We start from the raw sequence: 17,553 nt of genomic DNA on the forward strand, positions 1-17,553 counted from the left end.
CCTCGCCTTCCAGCTTGGCACGAATCGCCTCCAGCGGTGTAACCCGGTAGGGCAGCGTACCGGAATACCAGTCGCGGTACACCTCATTGCCATGCGTACCAATGACCGCTACTTTGCCACACCGGGCAGGGTTCAATGGCAAGAGTTCATGCTCATTTTTAAGCAGTACGATCTGCTCCCTCGCCGCACGCAACGACAATTCACGGGCTTGCTCTGTCATGAGAGCTTCCTCTCCGATCGAGGCATAGGGATTGTCTGCCGCCGGGTCGAATTCCCCCAAACGAAAACGGACACGAAACGTATGGAACAATGCCCGATCCAAGTCTTCTTCTTGTAGCGTTCCTTGCGCCAAGGCTTCACGAATCGCCTGTTTGGAGAGCTCCGCATCATCTGTAATGCTGTCAATTCCCGCCCGAATAGATTCGGCCACGCCAGGCGTATGGGAATCGTAATACTGATGATCGTTGACAATCCCCATGACATCACCCGCATCACTTACAACAAAGCCGTCCATCCCCCATTCGTCCCTGACAATATCGTTAACCCCATGATATAACGTAGCAGGCGTTCCATTAATCAGGTTGTAAGAAGTCATCATCGACTGTGCGCCGCCTTCCGTAAAAGGCTTTTCAAAAGCTCTTAGGTAATATTCTCGCAGGTTTCGCGGGTCTATACTGGAGGAGCCACTTCCCCGATCCACTTCATTATTGTTACCCAGAAAATGTTTTAAAGTGGCAACCGCTTTCAAATATACCGGATGATCCCCCTGTATCCCCTTGACTAACTCCTTTGACAACTCTCCCGTCAAATACGGATCTTCACCGTAAGCTTCCTCATTGCGTCCCCATCTCGGGTCACGCTCCATATCCACCGTAGGTGCCCACAGGGTCAGACCGTTTAATTTGGGATCACGACGATAGTAAACACGTGCCTCATCTGCGATAACAGAGCCGATGAGGCGCATTAATTCCGTATCCCAAGTACATGCCAATCCTACAGGCTGAGGAAATGAAGTCGCCTCACCTAACCACGCTATCCCGTGTGCCGCTTCCGTACCGTGCTTATAAGCTGCGACTCCCAATCGGTCAATGGCCGGCTGGTATTGCAACATGGATTCAACCTTTTCCTCCAAGGTTAGTCGCGACACAAGATCCCGTACACGCTCATCCAGATGAATCTTCGGATCTTGAAATAAATATTCGATACCCGTTGTTTCATGACTCATATCCGTCATCTCCTTAGCTTAATTAAGATGATAAAAAGTTCATTTATGAAAGCGTTTTAATATATCATAGCTAAAAAGGGGTACCCCGGCAACAATACCGAAAACATCCTATACTGGTTGAAAGAGAGACCGCAGCATAAAGACAAAAAAAGTTGTATTTTACCTTCAATATACAAAGCTAAAAATAATATTTTTTGGTATAATCAGGATATATCACTGAAGGAGGAAGCGCTAATGAAAAATACCGGAATGACAAGGCCTCTGGATCAATTGGGGCGGATTGTACTCCCTAAGGAAATGCGCACCACAATGGATATCAATATCGGTGATTCACTTGAATTTTTCGTAGATGAAGAAGGATTTGTATTAAGAAAATACACGGGTGTCTCCTGCAAATTTTGCGGCGCGGTGGATCATTTAACTTATTTTCGCGACAGCTTTATTTGCGCAGAGTGCATCCAGGTATTAAAGACCGATGAAAATGTGCATGCCACAAGCACCGATGCTATCCAGGCTCAAGAACATTCCAAGCCGACCCGAACCAACACAACCTGGCAGCCCAAGCAATCTAGAGTGCAGCAAGGTGAAATGGTAAAAAAGCTACGCAAGCTGATTCAGGAACACCCGAACCTGCCACAAAAAGTGTATGCCGAAATGCTAGATATTTCCCAAGGCCGGGTGTCCCAGTTGAAAAAGCTACTCTAAACCTTCTCAAAACAATATCCCAAGATCCTATACTATGTACTCGCAAGCCTATCATTTTCATCGCAACTACGATGGCCAGATATAGAGTAAGGTGCATATCCGCGGATGTGTCCCTTACTCTATATCTGGCTTTTTTATGCTGCCCGCTCCTACCAATGTGACAATAGTCACATACTCTCAATGTATACGTATATACAATATATAGATCGAAACAATTGGTTAACACAAGATATCATCAATATGTTGTTTTTGTGAAAAATATATATATTTTACTATATGGAGGGTTTTACGATGAAGGTGCTGGAGGAACATCAATTATACGACATCGGCGAGCGGGTCATTGGGGCACAAGATCTGGACATGCTGCGGGAGAATGCAAATTTGAATGGAGAATCGTTCAGCGGCAAAATGAGCAAGCTTGGGTCCGAGTATGCCAAATGGTATGCGCGCCTGCGGGTACTTCCGCCTGAACTGACGAACGCGATTGACCACGGATATGTATATGTTCACGATTTGGACCAATATGCGCTCGGAACTACGAATTGTATCTTTATCCCTTTTGGTCGTTTACTGCGAGACGGCTTCAATACAGGCAACGGCTCTGTGCGCACACCGCAAACGATTATGTCCGCTATGGCACTGGTCGCCATTATTTTCCAATCTCAGCAAAACAGCCAATTCGGAGGTGTCTCCGCCAACAAAATAGATTGGGACCTTGCCCCATACGTTGCCCGGTCCTTCCGCAAACATCTGCGCAAAGGACTTCGGTTGTTCGAGGAAGAGATAGAATCCCATCTGTCTGACGATGAACTACATATGGCCAATCCCCATTTGCAAGAAGTCTGCCCTCGTTCATACGCATTCGCACGCGAAGAAACGGAAACGGAAACCCGGCAGGCTGCTGAATCGCTCATTCATAACCTGAACACCATGAGCAGTCGGGCAGGTGGACAGATTCCATTCACTTCACTGAATTACGGAATGTGCACGTCTGCTGAAGGACGGCTTGTTACTCAATCGCTGCTGGAGGCCACTATTCGCGGCTTGGGCAGCGGGGAAACTCCTATTTTTCCGCAGCATATTTTCCAATGCAAAGAGGGAATCAACCAGGCAGAAGGCGACATCAATTATGATTTGTTCTTACGGGCGGTAGAATGCTCTAGCAGACGGATGTATCCCAATTTTGTGAATGTGGATGCTACCTTCAACTTGCCTTTTTACCGTGCTGATGACCCGGATACCATTATAGCGACAATGGGTTGCCGTACCCGCACCATTTCTGACCGTTTCGGTAGAAACCGGCAGAGTGGCAAGGGAAATCTCTCCTTCAATACCATTAATCTGGTGCGGCTTGGCATTGAGTATGGTATTTGCACAGGCAAACGCCTGACACCTGACCGTGATCGCTTTGATGCGAGACTGGAAGAAGTTATGCGCATTGCGGTGGATGGCCTAATCCATCGCTATCAAATCCAGACCAGCCAACCGGCCAAAGCCTCGGACTTTATGATGCGCGAAGGGGTATGGGAAGGTGGAGAACAACTGGCGCCAGATGATAAGGTGGGAAGCGTACTAAAGCACGGTACGCTTTCGATCGGGTTCATCGGGCTGGCTGAGTGCATGAAGGCACTATACGGGAAACACCACGGGGAGGATGATTTCGTATACCGCGAGGCACAGCGAATCATCACTTCCATGCGCGTGTATTGCGATCGAATGAGTGAATATCACAATTTAAATATTACATTGTTCGCTACGCCTGCCGAAGGTCTGTCGGGCAAGTTCACATTGCTGGATCAACGTGATTTCGGAATTATTCCTGAGGTAAATGATCGAGAATATTACACGAATTCTTTTCATATTCCCGTGTATTATACGCTCCCGGCTGCTCGTAAAATCAGCTTGGAAGCTCCGTTCCATAACCTCTGCAACGCTGGTGCGATTTCATACATCGAACTGGACGGCAATGCGCGGAATAACCCGGATGCGTTTCTTAAAATTGTTCAGTACGCGCTGCATCAGAACATCGGCTATTTCTCTATCAACCACCCGGTGGATCGTTGTACGGAATGTGGTTATGAAGGGATTATCGGGACAAGCTGCCCCCAATGTGGCACAGATGAGGAGCATACACACTTTCAGCGCTTACGTCGGGTAACCGGATATCTGACAGGAGATTATACCGTTCGCTTTAATGCTGCAAAACAGGCAGAAGTTCGAGACCGGGTGAAACATAAGTGAATTTGTGTGGCTACATTCCGGAATCTCTGAACGAAGGATACGGCCTGCGCACTGTCGTGTTTATTAGCGGTTGCCGTCATGCCTGTCCCGGATGCTTTAATCCAGCGTCGTGGAGCTTCCGTGCAGGTGAGCCATTTACACCCCAACGACAACAGGAAGTCATTCGTGACATCATGGATAATCCGTTGTTGGACGGACTGACTCTCTGCGGGGGAGATCCGTTTTTCTCAGCAGCAGAATGCTCGCAATTTGTGCGTGACTTCCGCGAGGCCTGTCCCGACAGAACCGTGTGGGCTTATACTGGCTTTGTCTATGAAGATTTACTCACAGATCAGGAGCGACAGGAGCTAGCGCTTTTGTGCGATGTGATTGTGGATGGTCGTTTTGTAGAACAGCAAAAAGACCTGACCCTTCCCTTCCGGGGCAGTCGCAACCAGCGTCTGGTAGATGTAAAAGCCAGTATTCAGGCAGGCTATACCGTTTCATTGGCTTAACGCGAAGTTTACCCGGCAAGATGCTATATATCTAAGACAAGTCCCCATCATGGGTAAGGCTTGTCTTTTTTTCATATAGCTAACTGTTTCCATTGGAGTTTCTATTGCGCATCCTGTAAGTTTCACTTATGATGGTGAACAAGTATACGAGTGCATAATTATTCGTCATACCTTAACCGCATAGCTTGGAGATAGGTGTCTGTTCTATTCAGATCAGGCTTAAAAGGGAAGCCGGTGCAAATCCGGCACGGTCCCGCCACTGTAAACGGGGAACTTTCAGCTGTTCATATATCCACTGGTCCACAGACCGGGAAGGAATGCTGAGAGTCATGATCCGTAAGTCAGGAGACCTGCCTATTTTAACAACATCGCAAGTACCTACGGAAGATAGGGAGGTGTTAAGAGCAGTCGCCGTATTTTTGATTTTTTAATCACGGAGGCATTCTTTCCCCTACTTATTTTTAACTCTGGGGGAAGAATGCCTTTTTTGGTACGTAAAAATAAAACAGCTACCCACTAGGAGGAAAAGTACATGTCCATTATTGAATGGCCTGAATTGTCCGGCTTGATTAGCAGTAATCTGGGATATCCGCGTATCGGCGAAAACCGGGAATGGAAGAAAGCACTGGAACGCTTCTGGAACGGCAGCATTAACGAAAGCGAACTGCAGACGGAGATGAAAAGATTACGGTTGGAGCATCTGAGCAAGCAGCGTGACAAGGGGATTGATCGCATTCCTGTCGGAGACTTCTCCTATTACGATCACATGCTGGATACATCTGTAATGTTCGGTCTGGTACCCGAACGGTTCAACCATCGTCCCGCAGGTCCGGTTCCTCTGTCCGTGTATTTTGGGATCGCTCGTGGACAGAAGGGAGCAACCGCCAGTGAAATGACCAAATGGATGAATACCAATTATCACTACATCGTTCCTGAATTGGCAAACGCAGTCCCGGTGTTCACTGAAAATAAACCCTTACAGGCTTATCGTGAAGCAAAACAAGAACTAGGCATTGATGGGAAACCGGTCCTCATCGGCCCCTATTCATTCGTTACCTTATCCAAAGGCTATGATCGTAAGGATTTGGCCACCATCGTACGAAGCTTCCTGCCACTGTACACCCGTATCCTGTCTGAACTAGCGGCAGAAGGCGTTCAGTGGGTCCAAATCGATGAACCTGTCCTAACCACCTCATTCCCGGCAGAGGATTTGGACATTATTCAGGAAGTCTATGAAGCTTTGACTCAAGCTGCGCCCTCCTTGAATATAATGCTGCAAACCTACTTTGGCAGCCTGGACCATTATGAGCGTCTGTCCGCACTTCCGGTACAGGGGCTGGGTCTTGATTTTGTGTATGATGATGGCGAAAATCTTCAGCATATATTGCAGCATGGCTTCCCTAAAGGAAAAACGCTGGGCGCTGGGGTTATTGACGGGCGCAATATATGGCGAAGCGACCTGAACGCTGTGGCTGCCCTGCTGGGTCAGTTAGCAGAACAAACCACTGCCGCACAGATTATCGTACAGCCATCATGCAGTCTGCTGCATGTGCCAGTCAGCCTGGAGGCAGAGCACAAGCTGGACAAGGAGCTGGTGCAAGCGCTGGCCTTTGCCGATGAAAAGCTGGAGGAAATCGCCGTCCTGACGGCTGCACTTGGCAAACACGATCCTTCCGCACTCGCCAAGCTTGAGCAAAGTGCGGATGCGGTAGCCCGTTTCAACAGTTCAGCGGCACGCGTACAGACAGCTGCCGATCTGGCCGACCTGTTGGCAAAAGAGCCTCTGTCACGCAGCGTTCCTTTCGCCGAGCGTCGTGAGATTCAGCAAAATAAGCTGAAGTTGCCTCCACTGCCTACGACGACCATTGGTAGCTTCCCGCAAACCGCCGAGATCCGCAAGGCCCGCCTGCACTATCGCAAAGGAGAATGGTCAGCCGAGCAATACCGGGCGTTCATCCAACAGCAAATTAAGGAATGGATTGATATTCAAGAGGACATTGGCATTGACGTGCTTGTTCATGGAGAATTTGAGCGGACCGATATGGTTGAATTTTTTGGCGAAAAGCTGAACGGCTTTGCTTTTACGCAAAACGGATGGGTGCAGTCCTACGGCTCCCGCTGTGTTAAACCGCCGATTATATACGGAGACGTCTCCTTCAATCAGCCCATGACCGTGGAAGAAACGGCATTCGCCCAATCGTTAACCTCCAAGCCTGTTAAGGGAATGCTTACAGGCCCTGTGACCATTTTGAACTGGTCTTTTGAACGTAACGATATTCCTCGTAGTCAAGTTGCTTTACAGTTGGCTCTGGCATTACGGGCAGAGGTAGAGGCACTGGAACAAGCGGGCATCGGCATGATTCAGGTCGATGAGCCTGCAATTCGTGAAGGGCTTCCACTGAAAAAAGAACAACAGCAAGCCTATCTGGACTGGGCGGTTCAAGCCTTCCTTGTGACCACGGCCACCGTTGAGCCTGCGACCCAAATCCATACGCACATGTGCTATTCCGAATTTCAGCATATGATTCAGTCCATCTCCGATATGGATGCCGACGTTATATCTATTGAAACTTCGCGAAGTCACGGAGAACTGATTGTCAGCTTTGAAGATCAGGTATACGACAAGGGCATCGGTCTGGGCGTGTACGATATCCACAGTCCGCGCATCCCCGATGTATCTGAAATGCTAAGCATGATCCAGCGTGCCCTGCGCGTATTGCCATCAGATTTGTTCTGGGTTAATCCGGACTGTGGTCTGAAAACCCGCACCAAGGAGGAATCTGTCGCCGCCTTGCGACTAATGGTACAAGCGGCTCAAGCAGCCCGGGCTGCATTGGCTGTATCCAACTAATTTTTTTATCGTATCAAATCGCGCCATCATTTTCACCATATCCTATTCCCCTTCCCGGCCCTTTTTGGTAAAAGCCGGGAAGGGGGATTTATTCTAGGTCATATAATGTATAAACGCCTTGAATATGCTCCATTTTCATCTGCTTCATATGTACGCCTAAGCCATGTTCTTGATCCCAGGAGCAACTAAAATTCAAATACAGTTCATCCTTTGCCGATGAGTCGGAAATCAGTATAGACACAAGCTGTATTCGATCCAGCAATTGTTCCGGCCGCTCCACATAAGGCGCATATTCATCTGGGTCCTCTCCCCATATACTGTAAGCATTCCGGTACTTTTCCACTATGCCAGCATAATGATGGTGTATGGACTCCAACACTTGAGGATGAATAGCTGACGAATATTCCATATACTGCTCCCATGTGTTTTTTTGCAACTGTGTAGGTTCTTCTATAGTCTGTGCCTGTTCTTCGGAGTCAGCCCCCACGATAAATTCGACTTCTACTTCCGAGGGCTGCCCGCAAAAATTAAGATGTACTACACCACGCAGAACAATCTCCTCAGATACATCCCAAGACTCATCATCCTGTTCCAGTTCCATATACCAATTTTTCCAATCCACCCTTTACCCACCTCTTCATAAAAAGTAATATTTAACCCTATTGAATACTTTACAATCTATCATTTTAATGAATGAAATTAAAGTAGCATTCTATTTGTGCTTCCAGCCATATTTCGAGTAATTTCCAAATAAAAATACTTTTTTCTACAACATTCGCTATTCAATAAAGCCTTCAAGAAAGAAAATCTGCCCATTTCGGCACAAATATTTTATTATTAAAAATTTAGTACCTTGCATTAATCAGTACATGATGTTAAATTATACCTGACTACTGTTCTATAATTAGTACCCGTGACAAATTATGCACAAACACACGTTTCTTCCCCTTATTCCGAACGACACCTATGAATTATTGATAACATCCAGGAAGGGAGCACCGCTCGTGAATGTGAACATCCAATTCAAAAAAGGGGTACTGGAACTGTGCGTTCTAGTTCTAATTGGACGCAAAGACCGTTATGGCTACGAGTTGGCTCAAGCCGTCTCCCGTCATATTGAAGTAGCTGAGGGAGCCCTATATCCACTACTTCGCCGTCTGGTATCAGAAGGATACTGCACAACGTATTTACAGGAATCGACCGAGGGACCTCCCCGCAAATATTATCGGCTGACTGATACTGGAAGCCATTATACAAGAATACTTACGCGGGAATGGAATGATTTTGTCCATCATGTCGCAAGCCTACTGGAGGAAGGGAATTCCGATGAATAGAAAACAGTTTCTTACAGAGGTAGAGCAGCTTCTTTCTCCTCTCCCTGCAGAGGTACGCAATGAGCTGCTTAGTGATTTGAGCCAGCATTTTGACTACGGGTTGGTTAATGGCAAAAGCGAAAGTGAGATTGCCAATGAACTGGGTAACCCGGAGGATATTGCCCGAGAAGCGTTGGATGATCCCAATGCAGCCTGGAACGCTTCTCCTCCGCTTCGTCAGGGAAGCTTCGCACGCAATCTTTTTACTTTCTTAGGGCTACTGTTTCTCAATTTGCTAATCTCCATCCCGATTATGGCTACCCTATGGGCAGTATGGGCTTCATTGACCGTGCTATCGGTCAGCTTCATTGCAGCCCCCCTTCTCGCCGTTACTGATTATGCACTAAACAGCACCTTTTACCCGGCCAAATTCTTTTTCTCTATCACGTTGACGGGTATAGGTCTATTGCTGCTGCCTGGAGTACGTTATCTCCTACTCCTTATGGTCAAGGGCACAGTACGATACTGGAAATGGAATCAGACTACCCTGAGGGGAGCTTACTAACAACATGAATAAAAAGTGGTTTATTGCAGCAGGTCTGTGCATTGTCATCGGCGCAGCCGGAATGGTGGCCTACGGTGCCCCATGGAGTCAACAAGTCATGAAGGAAACAACTGCGATTAACAAAAAATGGACGTTCACACGTGGTCAGTTACAGAAGCTGAAAGTGGACAGTTCTGATGATGTCTCTATTTTGTTTACTCCCGGCTCTGGCGACCAAGGTACGATACGCATTAGTGGAGAAGTTCAGACAAAAGTAGCCGACCAGATTCATAATGCCCAAATTGAGAACGGTAAGCTTACGATTCAATCGGAGCCGGCCCCTTCCTTGTCATTCCTTTCGATCACCCCTGATGTGGATCAAACGATTACCATAGAGATGCCCTCCGGCGAAACACTAACTGACCTACAGATAGATGCACATTCAGGGAATGTAAAACTTCAAGATGCCTCCGTGCAGAATACTTCCATCACCGCTACTTCAGGCACTGCCGAGATTACAAACCTCCAAAGTACCCACCTGATCGCAAATTTAACATCCGGCAATTTTACAGCCAGTCAGCTTGCAGCAGATATGGAGTTGAAGCTTACTTCTGGCGATGTTACCATCCGCGATTATAGCGGTAATGGCCTTATTTCCCTAACCTCAGGGGAGACAAATATTACGCAACGTGCCGTAGCCAACTTGGAAGTGAATGCTGATTCTGGTGACGTGAAGATTAAACAAGCTCCCGATTTTAAAGGTGTTTATAATGTCCACTCTGACTCTGGGAGTATAGATACTCCCGAATCTGTTCCCGGTAGTGTGAACGTGATAAAGGCAGAAACCACCTCAGGGGATATTAATATTTCCAAATAGGAGACCTCTAGATGAATACCTCATCAGAGGCGAAGTTTGGTTCAATGAGTTTAACCTTGTATAATGTAACCATGTGCTCACATGCACAACCACGTTATGGAGTGAAAAGGAGGAGACTGGATGGAACTTAAGAATAAAACAGCCATTATTACAGGAGCCAGCAAAGGAATCGGTAAAGCAATTGCCGAAACTTTAGCTAAGGAAGGCGTTAACCTGGGATTAATCTCACGAACATTGACTGACCTGCAAAAGCTGCAGGATTCGCTGGGGAGTACATACGGTGTGAAAGTGGTGAGTGCTGTTGCAGATATATCGGATCGCGCACAGGCCGCTGCCGCTGTAGCTTCACTGGAACACGAGTTGGGCGCTGTCGATATTTTGATCAACAATGCAGGCATTGCTACCTTTGGCACAGTCGCAGATATGGACCCCGAAGAGTGGGAACGTATTATTCGCGTAAACCTGATGGGAACCTACTATGTCACACATGCTGCTCTTCCAAGCATGCTGGCACAAAAAAGCGGAAACATTATTAATATTTCCTCGACGGCAGGAGAACGAGGTTTTGCAACAGGCTCGGCATATTGCGCATCCAAATTTGCTTTGATGGGCTTCACGGAAGCACTGATGCAGGAAGTTCGCAAATCTAACATTCGCGTTACCGCGCTGACTCCAAGCACTGTCAATACAGAACTGGCGGCAAATGCAGGATTGCCTATTGGTGATGAAGATCGCATGCTTCAACCGCAAGATTTGGCCGATCTGACATTAGCCGCATTGAAACTGCCTCCACGGGTTCAATTAAAAGTAGCCGGTATTTGGACAACCAACCCACAGTAATTCGACACGACATCTTAGATTCATTGGCTGTACAATGCTCCGGCAGACGTAATTGTTCGTCATGCCGGAGCTTTTTTTTCAGCAGAGCTATACCAAAACAAACTGTAATATAAGCGCTTTGTACTTCCAGCATATATACATACAATTCCTACAACTATAAGCGCATTTCAGGAAAGGGGAAAAATGATGAAGAACACAGGAATGACACGGCCATTAGACCATTTGGGCCGCATTGTGCTGCCCAAGGAGCTGCGCAATTCTATGAATATTAATATTGGAGATGCCCTCGATTTTTTTATTACCCCAGAGGGACTGATGATTCGCAAGTATACGGGGGTTTCTTGCTATTTTTGTGGTGCCGTAGATCATTTGAGCTATTTTAGGGATCATCTGATATGTAAAAGTTGTATTGAAAATCTGAAGAGCGATAATCCTTCCAGTCATTTGAGTGAATCCCGTCCTGTCCAGCCCAAGAAAAGAAGGAGTTACAGAAATCAGAATGATCTCCTGAATAAACTAAAACAACTCATGCAGGAGCATCCTAATGTATCTCAAAAAGAATTAGCCGAAATGCTCGAACTATCCCAGGGACGCGTGTCACAGCTTAAAAAGCTACTCCTTTAGATAATCCTGCCGATCCGTCTGTTATTATCAACAAAAAAAGAGCCTGACGGCTCTCGGATCATCATCGTTACGCAATGTCAGAATGCTCCATAACCGGGACTCGATAGGCCAGCAAGGACTCGTCTATTACGGCAGAAATAAACGTTGCTTCTATTTCAGGCACCAATCTAAGCGCATAATTCCATGCGTTTTCTTCAATTTGCAGCGCAAGTCGTTGCCGGGTCCCTATCCCGCTCTCTTGCTCCAAAGCATCGGAGAGGTCCACTAATTCCGTATCGGCGGCGTGCCCGATCTCATGTGCAAGCACAACCGTAAAATACTCCTCAACTCGATCAACGCTGCCGAACATTTGTAAACACTGTGTTTCAATAACGTCCGTATACATGGTAATAGCGTGAGCATTCATGGCATATTTGCCCCCAATCAGCCTTCCACCAGGAAAACGTTTCTCCAGCTTAACTGTCACACCTATAGCAGCCCGTTCCAAAAGCTCAGCGACAACGCGCTCTGCCTGATATCTTTCCAACTTAGCTTCGCTCCTCAAACCAGGATATATAAAGTTATATTTACTTTAAACTTATGAAATCATGGATGTGTTCATACCATACACAGTACGATATTATACCTTTTTACAAAGGAGAATACCATGTCAGAAGATTATTATATAGGCTGGGGAACGCTTGCCCTGATTAATGCCGGCTTGGCACAGTCCAAAAATCGGAGCGGGCTAAACTGGTTTCTGCTCTCCCTATTAATAGGGCCACTGGCTACCCTTTTTATCGTTGCATGGGATAAGCTGGAATCCTAATCCAGCCATTAGGTCATTCCCATCATTATCCGGAATGAAAAGGGCAACCTTGGCGCTTCTGCTGAAGCACTGCATCTGATACTGTATTAGCCTGTCTCGACATATACGGCTTCTCTTGAACTCCGAAATTCGGCTTCACAAGCCGATTATCGTAGGAACTATGAAAAATATGCGTTGTCGCCGGGGATAGCGGGGGGATCAGCCATGTCCAATTGCCTGTCAGTGCGCGCCCAGCCTTGGCCTCCCGTTCCTCAAACAGCTTGAATTGTGCCGCTGCGGTATGGTGGTCGACAATGCTGACTCCCGCTTTTTTAAAAGAATGCAGCACAGCAATATTCAATTCCACCAGCGCCCGATCACGCCAAAGCGTTGTTTCACTCGTCGTATCCAGCCCCATCAGCTTAGCCACCTGTGGCAACATATTATAGCGGAAGGTATCCGCAAAATTACGGGCGCCGATTTCTGTTCCCATATACCAGCCGTTAAAGGGAGCCGCCGTATAGATGATACCGCCAATTTCCAGCGTCATGTCCGAAATCATAGGCACGGCATACCAACGTAATCCCAAGGAAGCGAAACCCGAAAGTTCTGGATGCTCAATGGCTACCTCCATCACCAAATGCTCAGGAATATCAAATAGCTCGGGAGGCCGCCCGCCTGCTTCCACAACCAGTGGCAAAATATCAAAAGGAGTCATCGCTCCTTGCCAGCCCATATCTTTACAAACATTGGTAAAATCCACCGAGATCGGGTCCCCGATGATCCCTTGATCGGTTTCATATCCAGCGTAACGAATGAGTTGATGGTTCCAGATGCGGATATTCGGCTGCCCCGGCTTGGAGGCGCGAAATACAGTAAGCGTTGGCTTAATTTTACCGCCATTCGTTCCTATGCGCATATGCTCCAGGAGCTCGCTGACCACCTCCGCCGCATCTGACGCGGCCCGCGCATCTCTGACCAAAAGCTTGTCCCAAAATAAGCGCCCGATGCAACGATTGCTATTGCGCCAAGCCATGAGTGCTCCGTGCTCCAGCTCTTCGTACGTATGATCATACGTTCCAGTTGTCTCTATGTCGTGACGAATATGAAGAAGCCGGGCTTCCGCTTCATCGCGGCTTCGGCCCAGCTCCTCATAACATGTATATATAAACTGCTCCGCTTCATGCAAAAGCTGTTGTTTCACTTCCATAACACACACCCCATCCCGGCAGCTCTATGACTCAAGAGCCTGTGGTCTTCCACGCCTTCACGTTATTATACTCCAGCGGCAGAGTGGAACCAACGGGATGTGTACCTTGTTCACCTGATCTCCATATACGTGGAAATATATCCCAATATCTTATCCCAAATACGCACTCAGCATCCAGATATGTTTATCCATTGCTTCTCTCAAGCCGTTAAGAAGATCCTCTGTCGCTTTATCCTGTGCTGCTTCCGCTGCTTCCATCCCATTAGCCAGTTCAACAGTGATGGTTTTAAAATCAGCAACAACGGACTTCACCATATCGTCAGCTGTCTGCTCACCTGCGGACTCCTGAATAGCTGAAAGTTGCAAATGCTCCTTCAAGGTCGCAGCCGGACGGCCACCAATAGCCAACAAACGTTCAGCAATCGTATCTAGATTAGCTGTTGCTTCATTGTAAAGTTCTTCAAATTTAGCATGCAGTGTGAAGAATTTAGGTCCTTTCACATACCAGTGAAAATAATGCAGTTTCGTGTACAATACAGACCAGGTAGCTACCTGACGATTCAATGCCTTGTGCAATTCTTGAATGGCCTCTTGTGTAGGTGCGTTCGTATGATTTAATGTACTCATGTTAAAATCCCCTCTCGTTTTCATTCAAAATATAGTTGGTGTAAAGCTTGGATACTCGTTAACAGTAGTGTCTGATTTTCTTCAAAATCCCATGCGTGAATCCAATAAATATTTATTTATTAATTTAGACTTAATCTAAATCCTGTTTTAATTATAACACTGTGTCGATGTTTTTCAAGTCTTTATTCGGTTTTAATCATGAAGATTACGTGAATTGATTGTAAATCAAACTCTATAGGCAATAGGATATCCAGAACCAAGACTTATTTATCTTTATACATAGGTTACATCAATAGGAGTAAAGAAGATGTTAATTTTGTCTGCTAAAGTATCTGTATTGTAGACAAAGTCCAAAGTCCATAACCTACTACCTCATACCTAGCCACGACAAAAAAGAGCCGGCCCGTAAGAGGGTCGGCTCTTTTATTATTCTTGCATCTCTGAAGGTTCCACGATTAAGGATACAACCTTGCCAGCATTTACATCAATCAGACCATGATCGGTAATTTTCAGGGCCGGGCTGACCGGCAAAGAATGCGTACTCAGCGACATGATTGGATTGTAATGGCGGTAGCCCAGCGACAACAAGGCTGAACGCAGCTCCTTCACATGCGCTGCAACCATTTCCAGCGGTCCTTCTGTTAAAATCCCGCCTACGGTTAACGGCAAATGGGACAGCACCTTGCCATTTTCAACTACGCAAAAGCCACCTTGGCTGGATAAAACCGTATTCGCAGCCAATATCATATCTTGCTTGTTATGCCCTACGACCAGCAAGTTATGGTTATCGTGCGAATAGGTGGTTGCCACTGCCCCACGTTTAATCGTATCTCCCCCGATCAAACCATAAGCACGGTTGCCATTCTTTCCATATCGCTCAAACGTAGCGATGAGTCCATGTTCACCATGTTCCCATACCAGTTCACCCTGCTCCACATTTGCAGGGGCAATCCGTTCGCTCGTAAAAGTTGAGCCATCCTTGACCATCATAACACGGCATTGATGTGTGCCATCAGCTACATCCATCTTTACCGTAAAATCCTGCTCCGTGAGCGGATTGAGCTTCACACTTTGATAAAAATGGGCGGGGAAGCGGCTTTTTATCGGTGCTTGATGGTATTCCTCGAATTTATCAAAAACCTTGTGTCCGTCCTTATAGACTTGCTCCACATCAAACTGACCAAGATTGGACAGCAGTACAAAGTCAGCTATTTTTCCCGGTGCAATTGTTCCGCGGTCATGCATACGCATCCGTGCAGCAGGAGTAAACGTAGCTGCATAAATGGCATCCTCAGGCTTCATGCCCATTCCAATAGCTTTACTTACGATATGGTTCAGATGCCCTCGCTCTACGAAAGAGTCTGGCATCACATCATCCGTTACGAAGCAAAAATGCTGTGCCACATCTTCCTGAATAAGATAGTCCATCACTTCAGGGGTCATCGATTTTTCCTGGATTTCAATAAACATCCCGGCAGCCATCCGCGCCTTCATACCTTCAATACTTTGGTGAGTATGGTCCGAGCCTATCCCCGCATAGATCAACTGATGCAGGTCCAAATCAAGCAGCTGCGGCGTATGGCCTTCAATGATCAGCTCCGGGTAATGCTCACGAACATGGCGTAAGATGCGGTTCGTCTTGCTTTCCGGATCACGAATGACATCCACATAGTTCATAATTTCACCCAGGCAGATCATTTCACCGGTTTGCAGCAGGGCATCTATCTCGGGAATACCGATCTCGCCTCCTGAGGTTTCGAGCGGCGTTGCCGGGACAGAGCTTGGAATACCGTAGAACATATCAGCCACGCAATCTTTGCTGGCTTCCATCATTTCCTGAATGCCTTCCAATCCGAAAACATTCGCCATTTCGTGCGGTTCCGGTACAATCGTCGTTACCCCATTGCGAATCAGCCCATAGGAAAAGGTTGCCGGTGTCACCATTGTGCTTTCGATATGCAGATGGATGTCAATCAGGCCGGGAATCATATATTTCCCATGCCCCTCTACAATCTCAGCCACCTCAAAAGACTCCAGACCACGCTGACCGATATACATAAACTTACCGTCAAGTATAGCTACATTACCTTCTTCAAACGTCTTATAGTAACTGTTATACACCTTAACTTGTAAAATCATTTTGTCTGCACGCATGATGTATCTCCTTCATCGAACCCGCTGATTATTGGACCAGCACCATTTTATCTGCCGGAAAATGCAGGGTAACCCGTTGACCGCTCAGGTAAGGCGTATCCATTTCCTGATTAGCCGTAAAGTTGCCTTTCGCCGTTTCTACCACATACTGATAGCTACGCCCCAGGTAAGTACTTACCTTAATAATACCGGGAAGCTCATTTTCCCCTGTCTCGTTGCCTTCTGTTCGAATGACCAAATCATCCGGGCGAATAGCGCCCTGACGAGCACCCGGCTGGGCAGTACCCTGATTACGCGCTACACCGAACGAAAGATCGCCTGTATTTAGTCGAATACGATCCCCTTCTTCAGTACGCTCGTCAAAACTCAGAAAATTATTAAACCCAATAAAACGGGCGACAAATTCGGTCGTCGGATATTTAAAAATGGTCGATGGAGCATCTAATTGTTCGATGTTCCCCTTATTCATAATCGCAACCTGGTCAGAAATCGAAAAACATTCCTCCTGATCATGCGATACATATACGGTAGTGATGCCCAGTTCCTGTTGAATACGGCGAATTTCCACACGCATATTTACACGCAGGTTAGCATCCAAATTACTCAGAGGTTCATCAAACAACAACAGGTCGGGTTCAATCACAAGCGCTCGCGCAATCGCAACACGTTGACGCTGTCCGCCTGACAATTCACCGGGGAAACGTTTTTCAAATCCCCCCAGGCTAACCGTATCCAGCATGGTCATAACGCGGCGCTTTACATCATCTTCCTTTACCTTGCGTAACCGCAGACCAAAGGCAACATTATCAAAAACGGACAAATGCGGGAAGAGTGCATAACTTTGGAATACAAAGCCGAAGTTCCGTTTATTTACCGGAACCCGAGTATAATCCTTATCGCCAAACAAAAATGTTCCTTGTTTAGCTTCGAGAAATCCTGCAATGAGACGAAGTGTGGTCGTTTTGCCACAACCACTCGGTCCGAGCAGCGAGAGCAATTGCCCCCGTTCGAGCTGCAAATCGAAATCCTGCAAGATCAGTTGGTTGTCATAAGCGACCGAT

At 46.9% G+C, this 17,553-nt stretch carries 17 protein-coding genes and 1 riboswitch; of the genes, 10 read left to right on the top strand and 7 right to left on the bottom strand.

Annotated elements, in window-relative coordinates:
* The coding region (locus GRP75_RS10310) for a glycoside hydrolase family 3 protein (RefSeq protein WP_160789269.1) at positions 1-1,225 on the bottom strand (1,225 nt) is incomplete at its 3' end.
* 234 nt (positions 1,226-1,459) lie between these two features.
* Here GRP75_RS10310 and GRP75_RS10315 point away from each other — a divergent pair.
* The 4 genes from GRP75_RS10315 to metE all read left to right on the top strand — a co-directional run bounded on the left by GRP75_RS10315 (position 1,460) and on the right by metE (position 7,516).
* A complete protein-coding gene (locus tag GRP75_RS10315; protein ID WP_160789270.1) occupies positions 1,460-1,930 on the top strand; it encodes an AbrB/MazE/SpoVT family DNA-binding domain-containing protein in 471 nt (156 codons plus the stop codon).
* Positions 1,931-2,221: 291 nt separating this feature from the next.
* Positions 2,222-4,171, top strand: coding sequence for an anaerobic ribonucleoside triphosphate reductase (locus GRP75_RS10320; protein ID WP_023990817.1), 1,950 nt, complete (start codon positions 2,222-2,224; stop codon positions 4,169-4,171).
* Positions 4,168-4,665: an anaerobic ribonucleoside-triphosphate reductase activating protein gene (gene nrdG / locus GRP75_RS10325; RefSeq protein WP_023990818.1), complete on the top strand. Its 498-nt coding sequence runs from the start codon at positions 4,168-4,170 to the stop codon at positions 4,663-4,665. Before GRP75_RS10320 ends, nrdG begins: the two co-directional genes overlap by 4 nt.
* Before the next feature lie 176 nt (positions 4,666-4,841).
* A riboswitch (cobalamin riboswitch) is annotated at positions 4,842-5,037 on the top strand.
* A 160-nt stretch (positions 5,038-5,197) separates the two neighbouring features.
* The gene (gene metE / locus GRP75_RS10330) at positions 5,198-7,516 is read left to right on the top strand and encodes a 5-methyltetrahydropteroyltriglutamate--homocysteine S-methyltransferase (protein ID WP_160789271.1); all 2,319 of its coding nucleotides are present in this window, start codon (positions 5,198-5,200) and stop codon (positions 7,514-7,516) included.
* Positions 7,517-7,604: 88 nt separating this feature from the next.
* Here the strand turns inward: metE and GRP75_RS10335 are convergent, their stop codons facing one another.
* Entirely contained in the window at positions 7,605-8,138 is a 534-nt protein-coding gene (locus tag GRP75_RS10335) for a DUF6985 domain-containing protein (RefSeq protein ID WP_023990820.1), read from the bottom strand.
* Positions 8,139-8,520: 382 nt separating this feature from the next.
* Here GRP75_RS10335 and GRP75_RS10340 point away from each other — a divergent pair, with 382 nt between their 5' ends.
* The 5 genes from GRP75_RS10340 (at position 8,521) to GRP75_RS10360 (ending at position 11,714) form a co-directional block, all read left to right on the top strand.
* Positions 8,521-8,850 carry a helix-turn-helix transcriptional regulator gene (locus GRP75_RS10340; protein ID WP_160789272.1) on the top strand — a complete coding sequence of 110 codons (330 nt, stop codon included), beginning with the start codon at positions 8,521-8,523 and terminating at the stop codon, positions 8,848-8,850.
* Complete coding sequence (locus GRP75_RS10345) at positions 8,843-9,394, top strand: DUF1700 domain-containing protein (protein WP_028540761.1); 552 nt, start codon at positions 8,843-8,845, stop codon at positions 9,392-9,394. Before GRP75_RS10340 ends, GRP75_RS10345 begins: the two co-directional genes overlap by 8 nt.
* A 4-nt stretch (positions 9,395-9,398) precedes the next feature.
* Positions 9,399-10,250, top strand: a complete 852-nt coding sequence (locus tag GRP75_RS10350) for a DUF4097 family beta strand repeat-containing protein (RefSeq protein WP_160789273.1) — start codon at positions 9,399-9,401, stop codon at positions 10,248-10,250.
* A gap of 120 nt (positions 10,251-10,370) precedes the next feature.
* The gene (locus GRP75_RS10355; protein WP_076264523.1) at positions 10,371-11,090 is read left to right on the top strand and encodes a 3-ketoacyl-ACP reductase; all 720 of its coding nucleotides are present in this window, start codon (positions 10,371-10,373) and stop codon (positions 11,088-11,090) included.
* Between the two features lie 186 nt (positions 11,091-11,276).
* Positions 11,277-11,714 (top strand): AbrB/MazE/SpoVT family DNA-binding domain-containing protein, encoded by a 438-nt coding sequence (locus GRP75_RS10360; protein ID WP_013312449.1) that lies wholly within the window; start codon positions 11,277-11,279, stop codon positions 11,712-11,714.
* Between the two features lie 67 nt (positions 11,715-11,781).
* Here the strand turns inward: GRP75_RS10360 and GRP75_RS10365 are convergent, their stop codons facing one another.
* Entirely contained in the window at positions 11,782-12,240 is a 459-nt protein-coding gene (locus tag GRP75_RS10365) for a hypothetical protein (RefSeq protein WP_053326325.1), read from the bottom strand.
* A 120-nt stretch (positions 12,241-12,360) separates the two neighbouring features.
* Between GRP75_RS10365 and GRP75_RS29195 the strand changes: the two genes are divergently transcribed.
* Positions 12,361-12,522: a hypothetical protein gene (locus GRP75_RS29195; protein ID WP_013312451.1), complete on the top strand. Its 162-nt coding sequence runs from the start codon at positions 12,361-12,363 to the stop codon at positions 12,520-12,522.
* A gap of 25 nt (positions 12,523-12,547) precedes the next feature.
* On the opposite strand, the gene GRP75_RS10370 is transcribed toward GRP75_RS29195, so the two are convergent.
* The 4 genes from GRP75_RS10370 to GRP75_RS10385 form a co-directional block, all read right to left on the bottom strand.
* A complete protein-coding gene (locus tag GRP75_RS10370) occupies positions 12,548-13,711 on the bottom strand; it encodes a nitric oxide synthase oxygenase (protein WP_160789274.1) in 1,164 nt (387 codons plus the stop codon).
* A 150-nt stretch (positions 13,712-13,861) separates the two neighbouring features.
* Positions 13,862-14,338, bottom strand: coding sequence for a Dps family protein (locus tag GRP75_RS10375; protein WP_023990827.1), 477 nt, complete (start codon positions 14,336-14,338; stop codon positions 13,862-13,864).
* A 426-nt stretch (positions 14,339-14,764) separates the two neighbouring features.
* Positions 14,765-16,492, bottom strand: a complete 1,728-nt coding sequence (locus GRP75_RS10380; protein ID WP_160789275.1) for an adenine deaminase C-terminal domain-containing protein — start codon at positions 16,490-16,492, stop codon at positions 14,765-14,767.
* Positions 16,493-16,520: 28 nt separating this feature from the next.
* Positions 16,521-17,553 (bottom strand): ABC transporter ATP-binding protein (locus tag GRP75_RS10385; protein WP_160789276.1); only part of this gene is annotated, 1,033 nt, incomplete at its 5' end.

It is taken from the genome of Paenibacillus sp. OT2-17 (assembly GCF_009827695.1).
Classification (GTDB): Bacteria; Bacillota; Bacilli; order Paenibacillales; family Paenibacillaceae; genus Paenibacillus; species Paenibacillus polymyxa_B.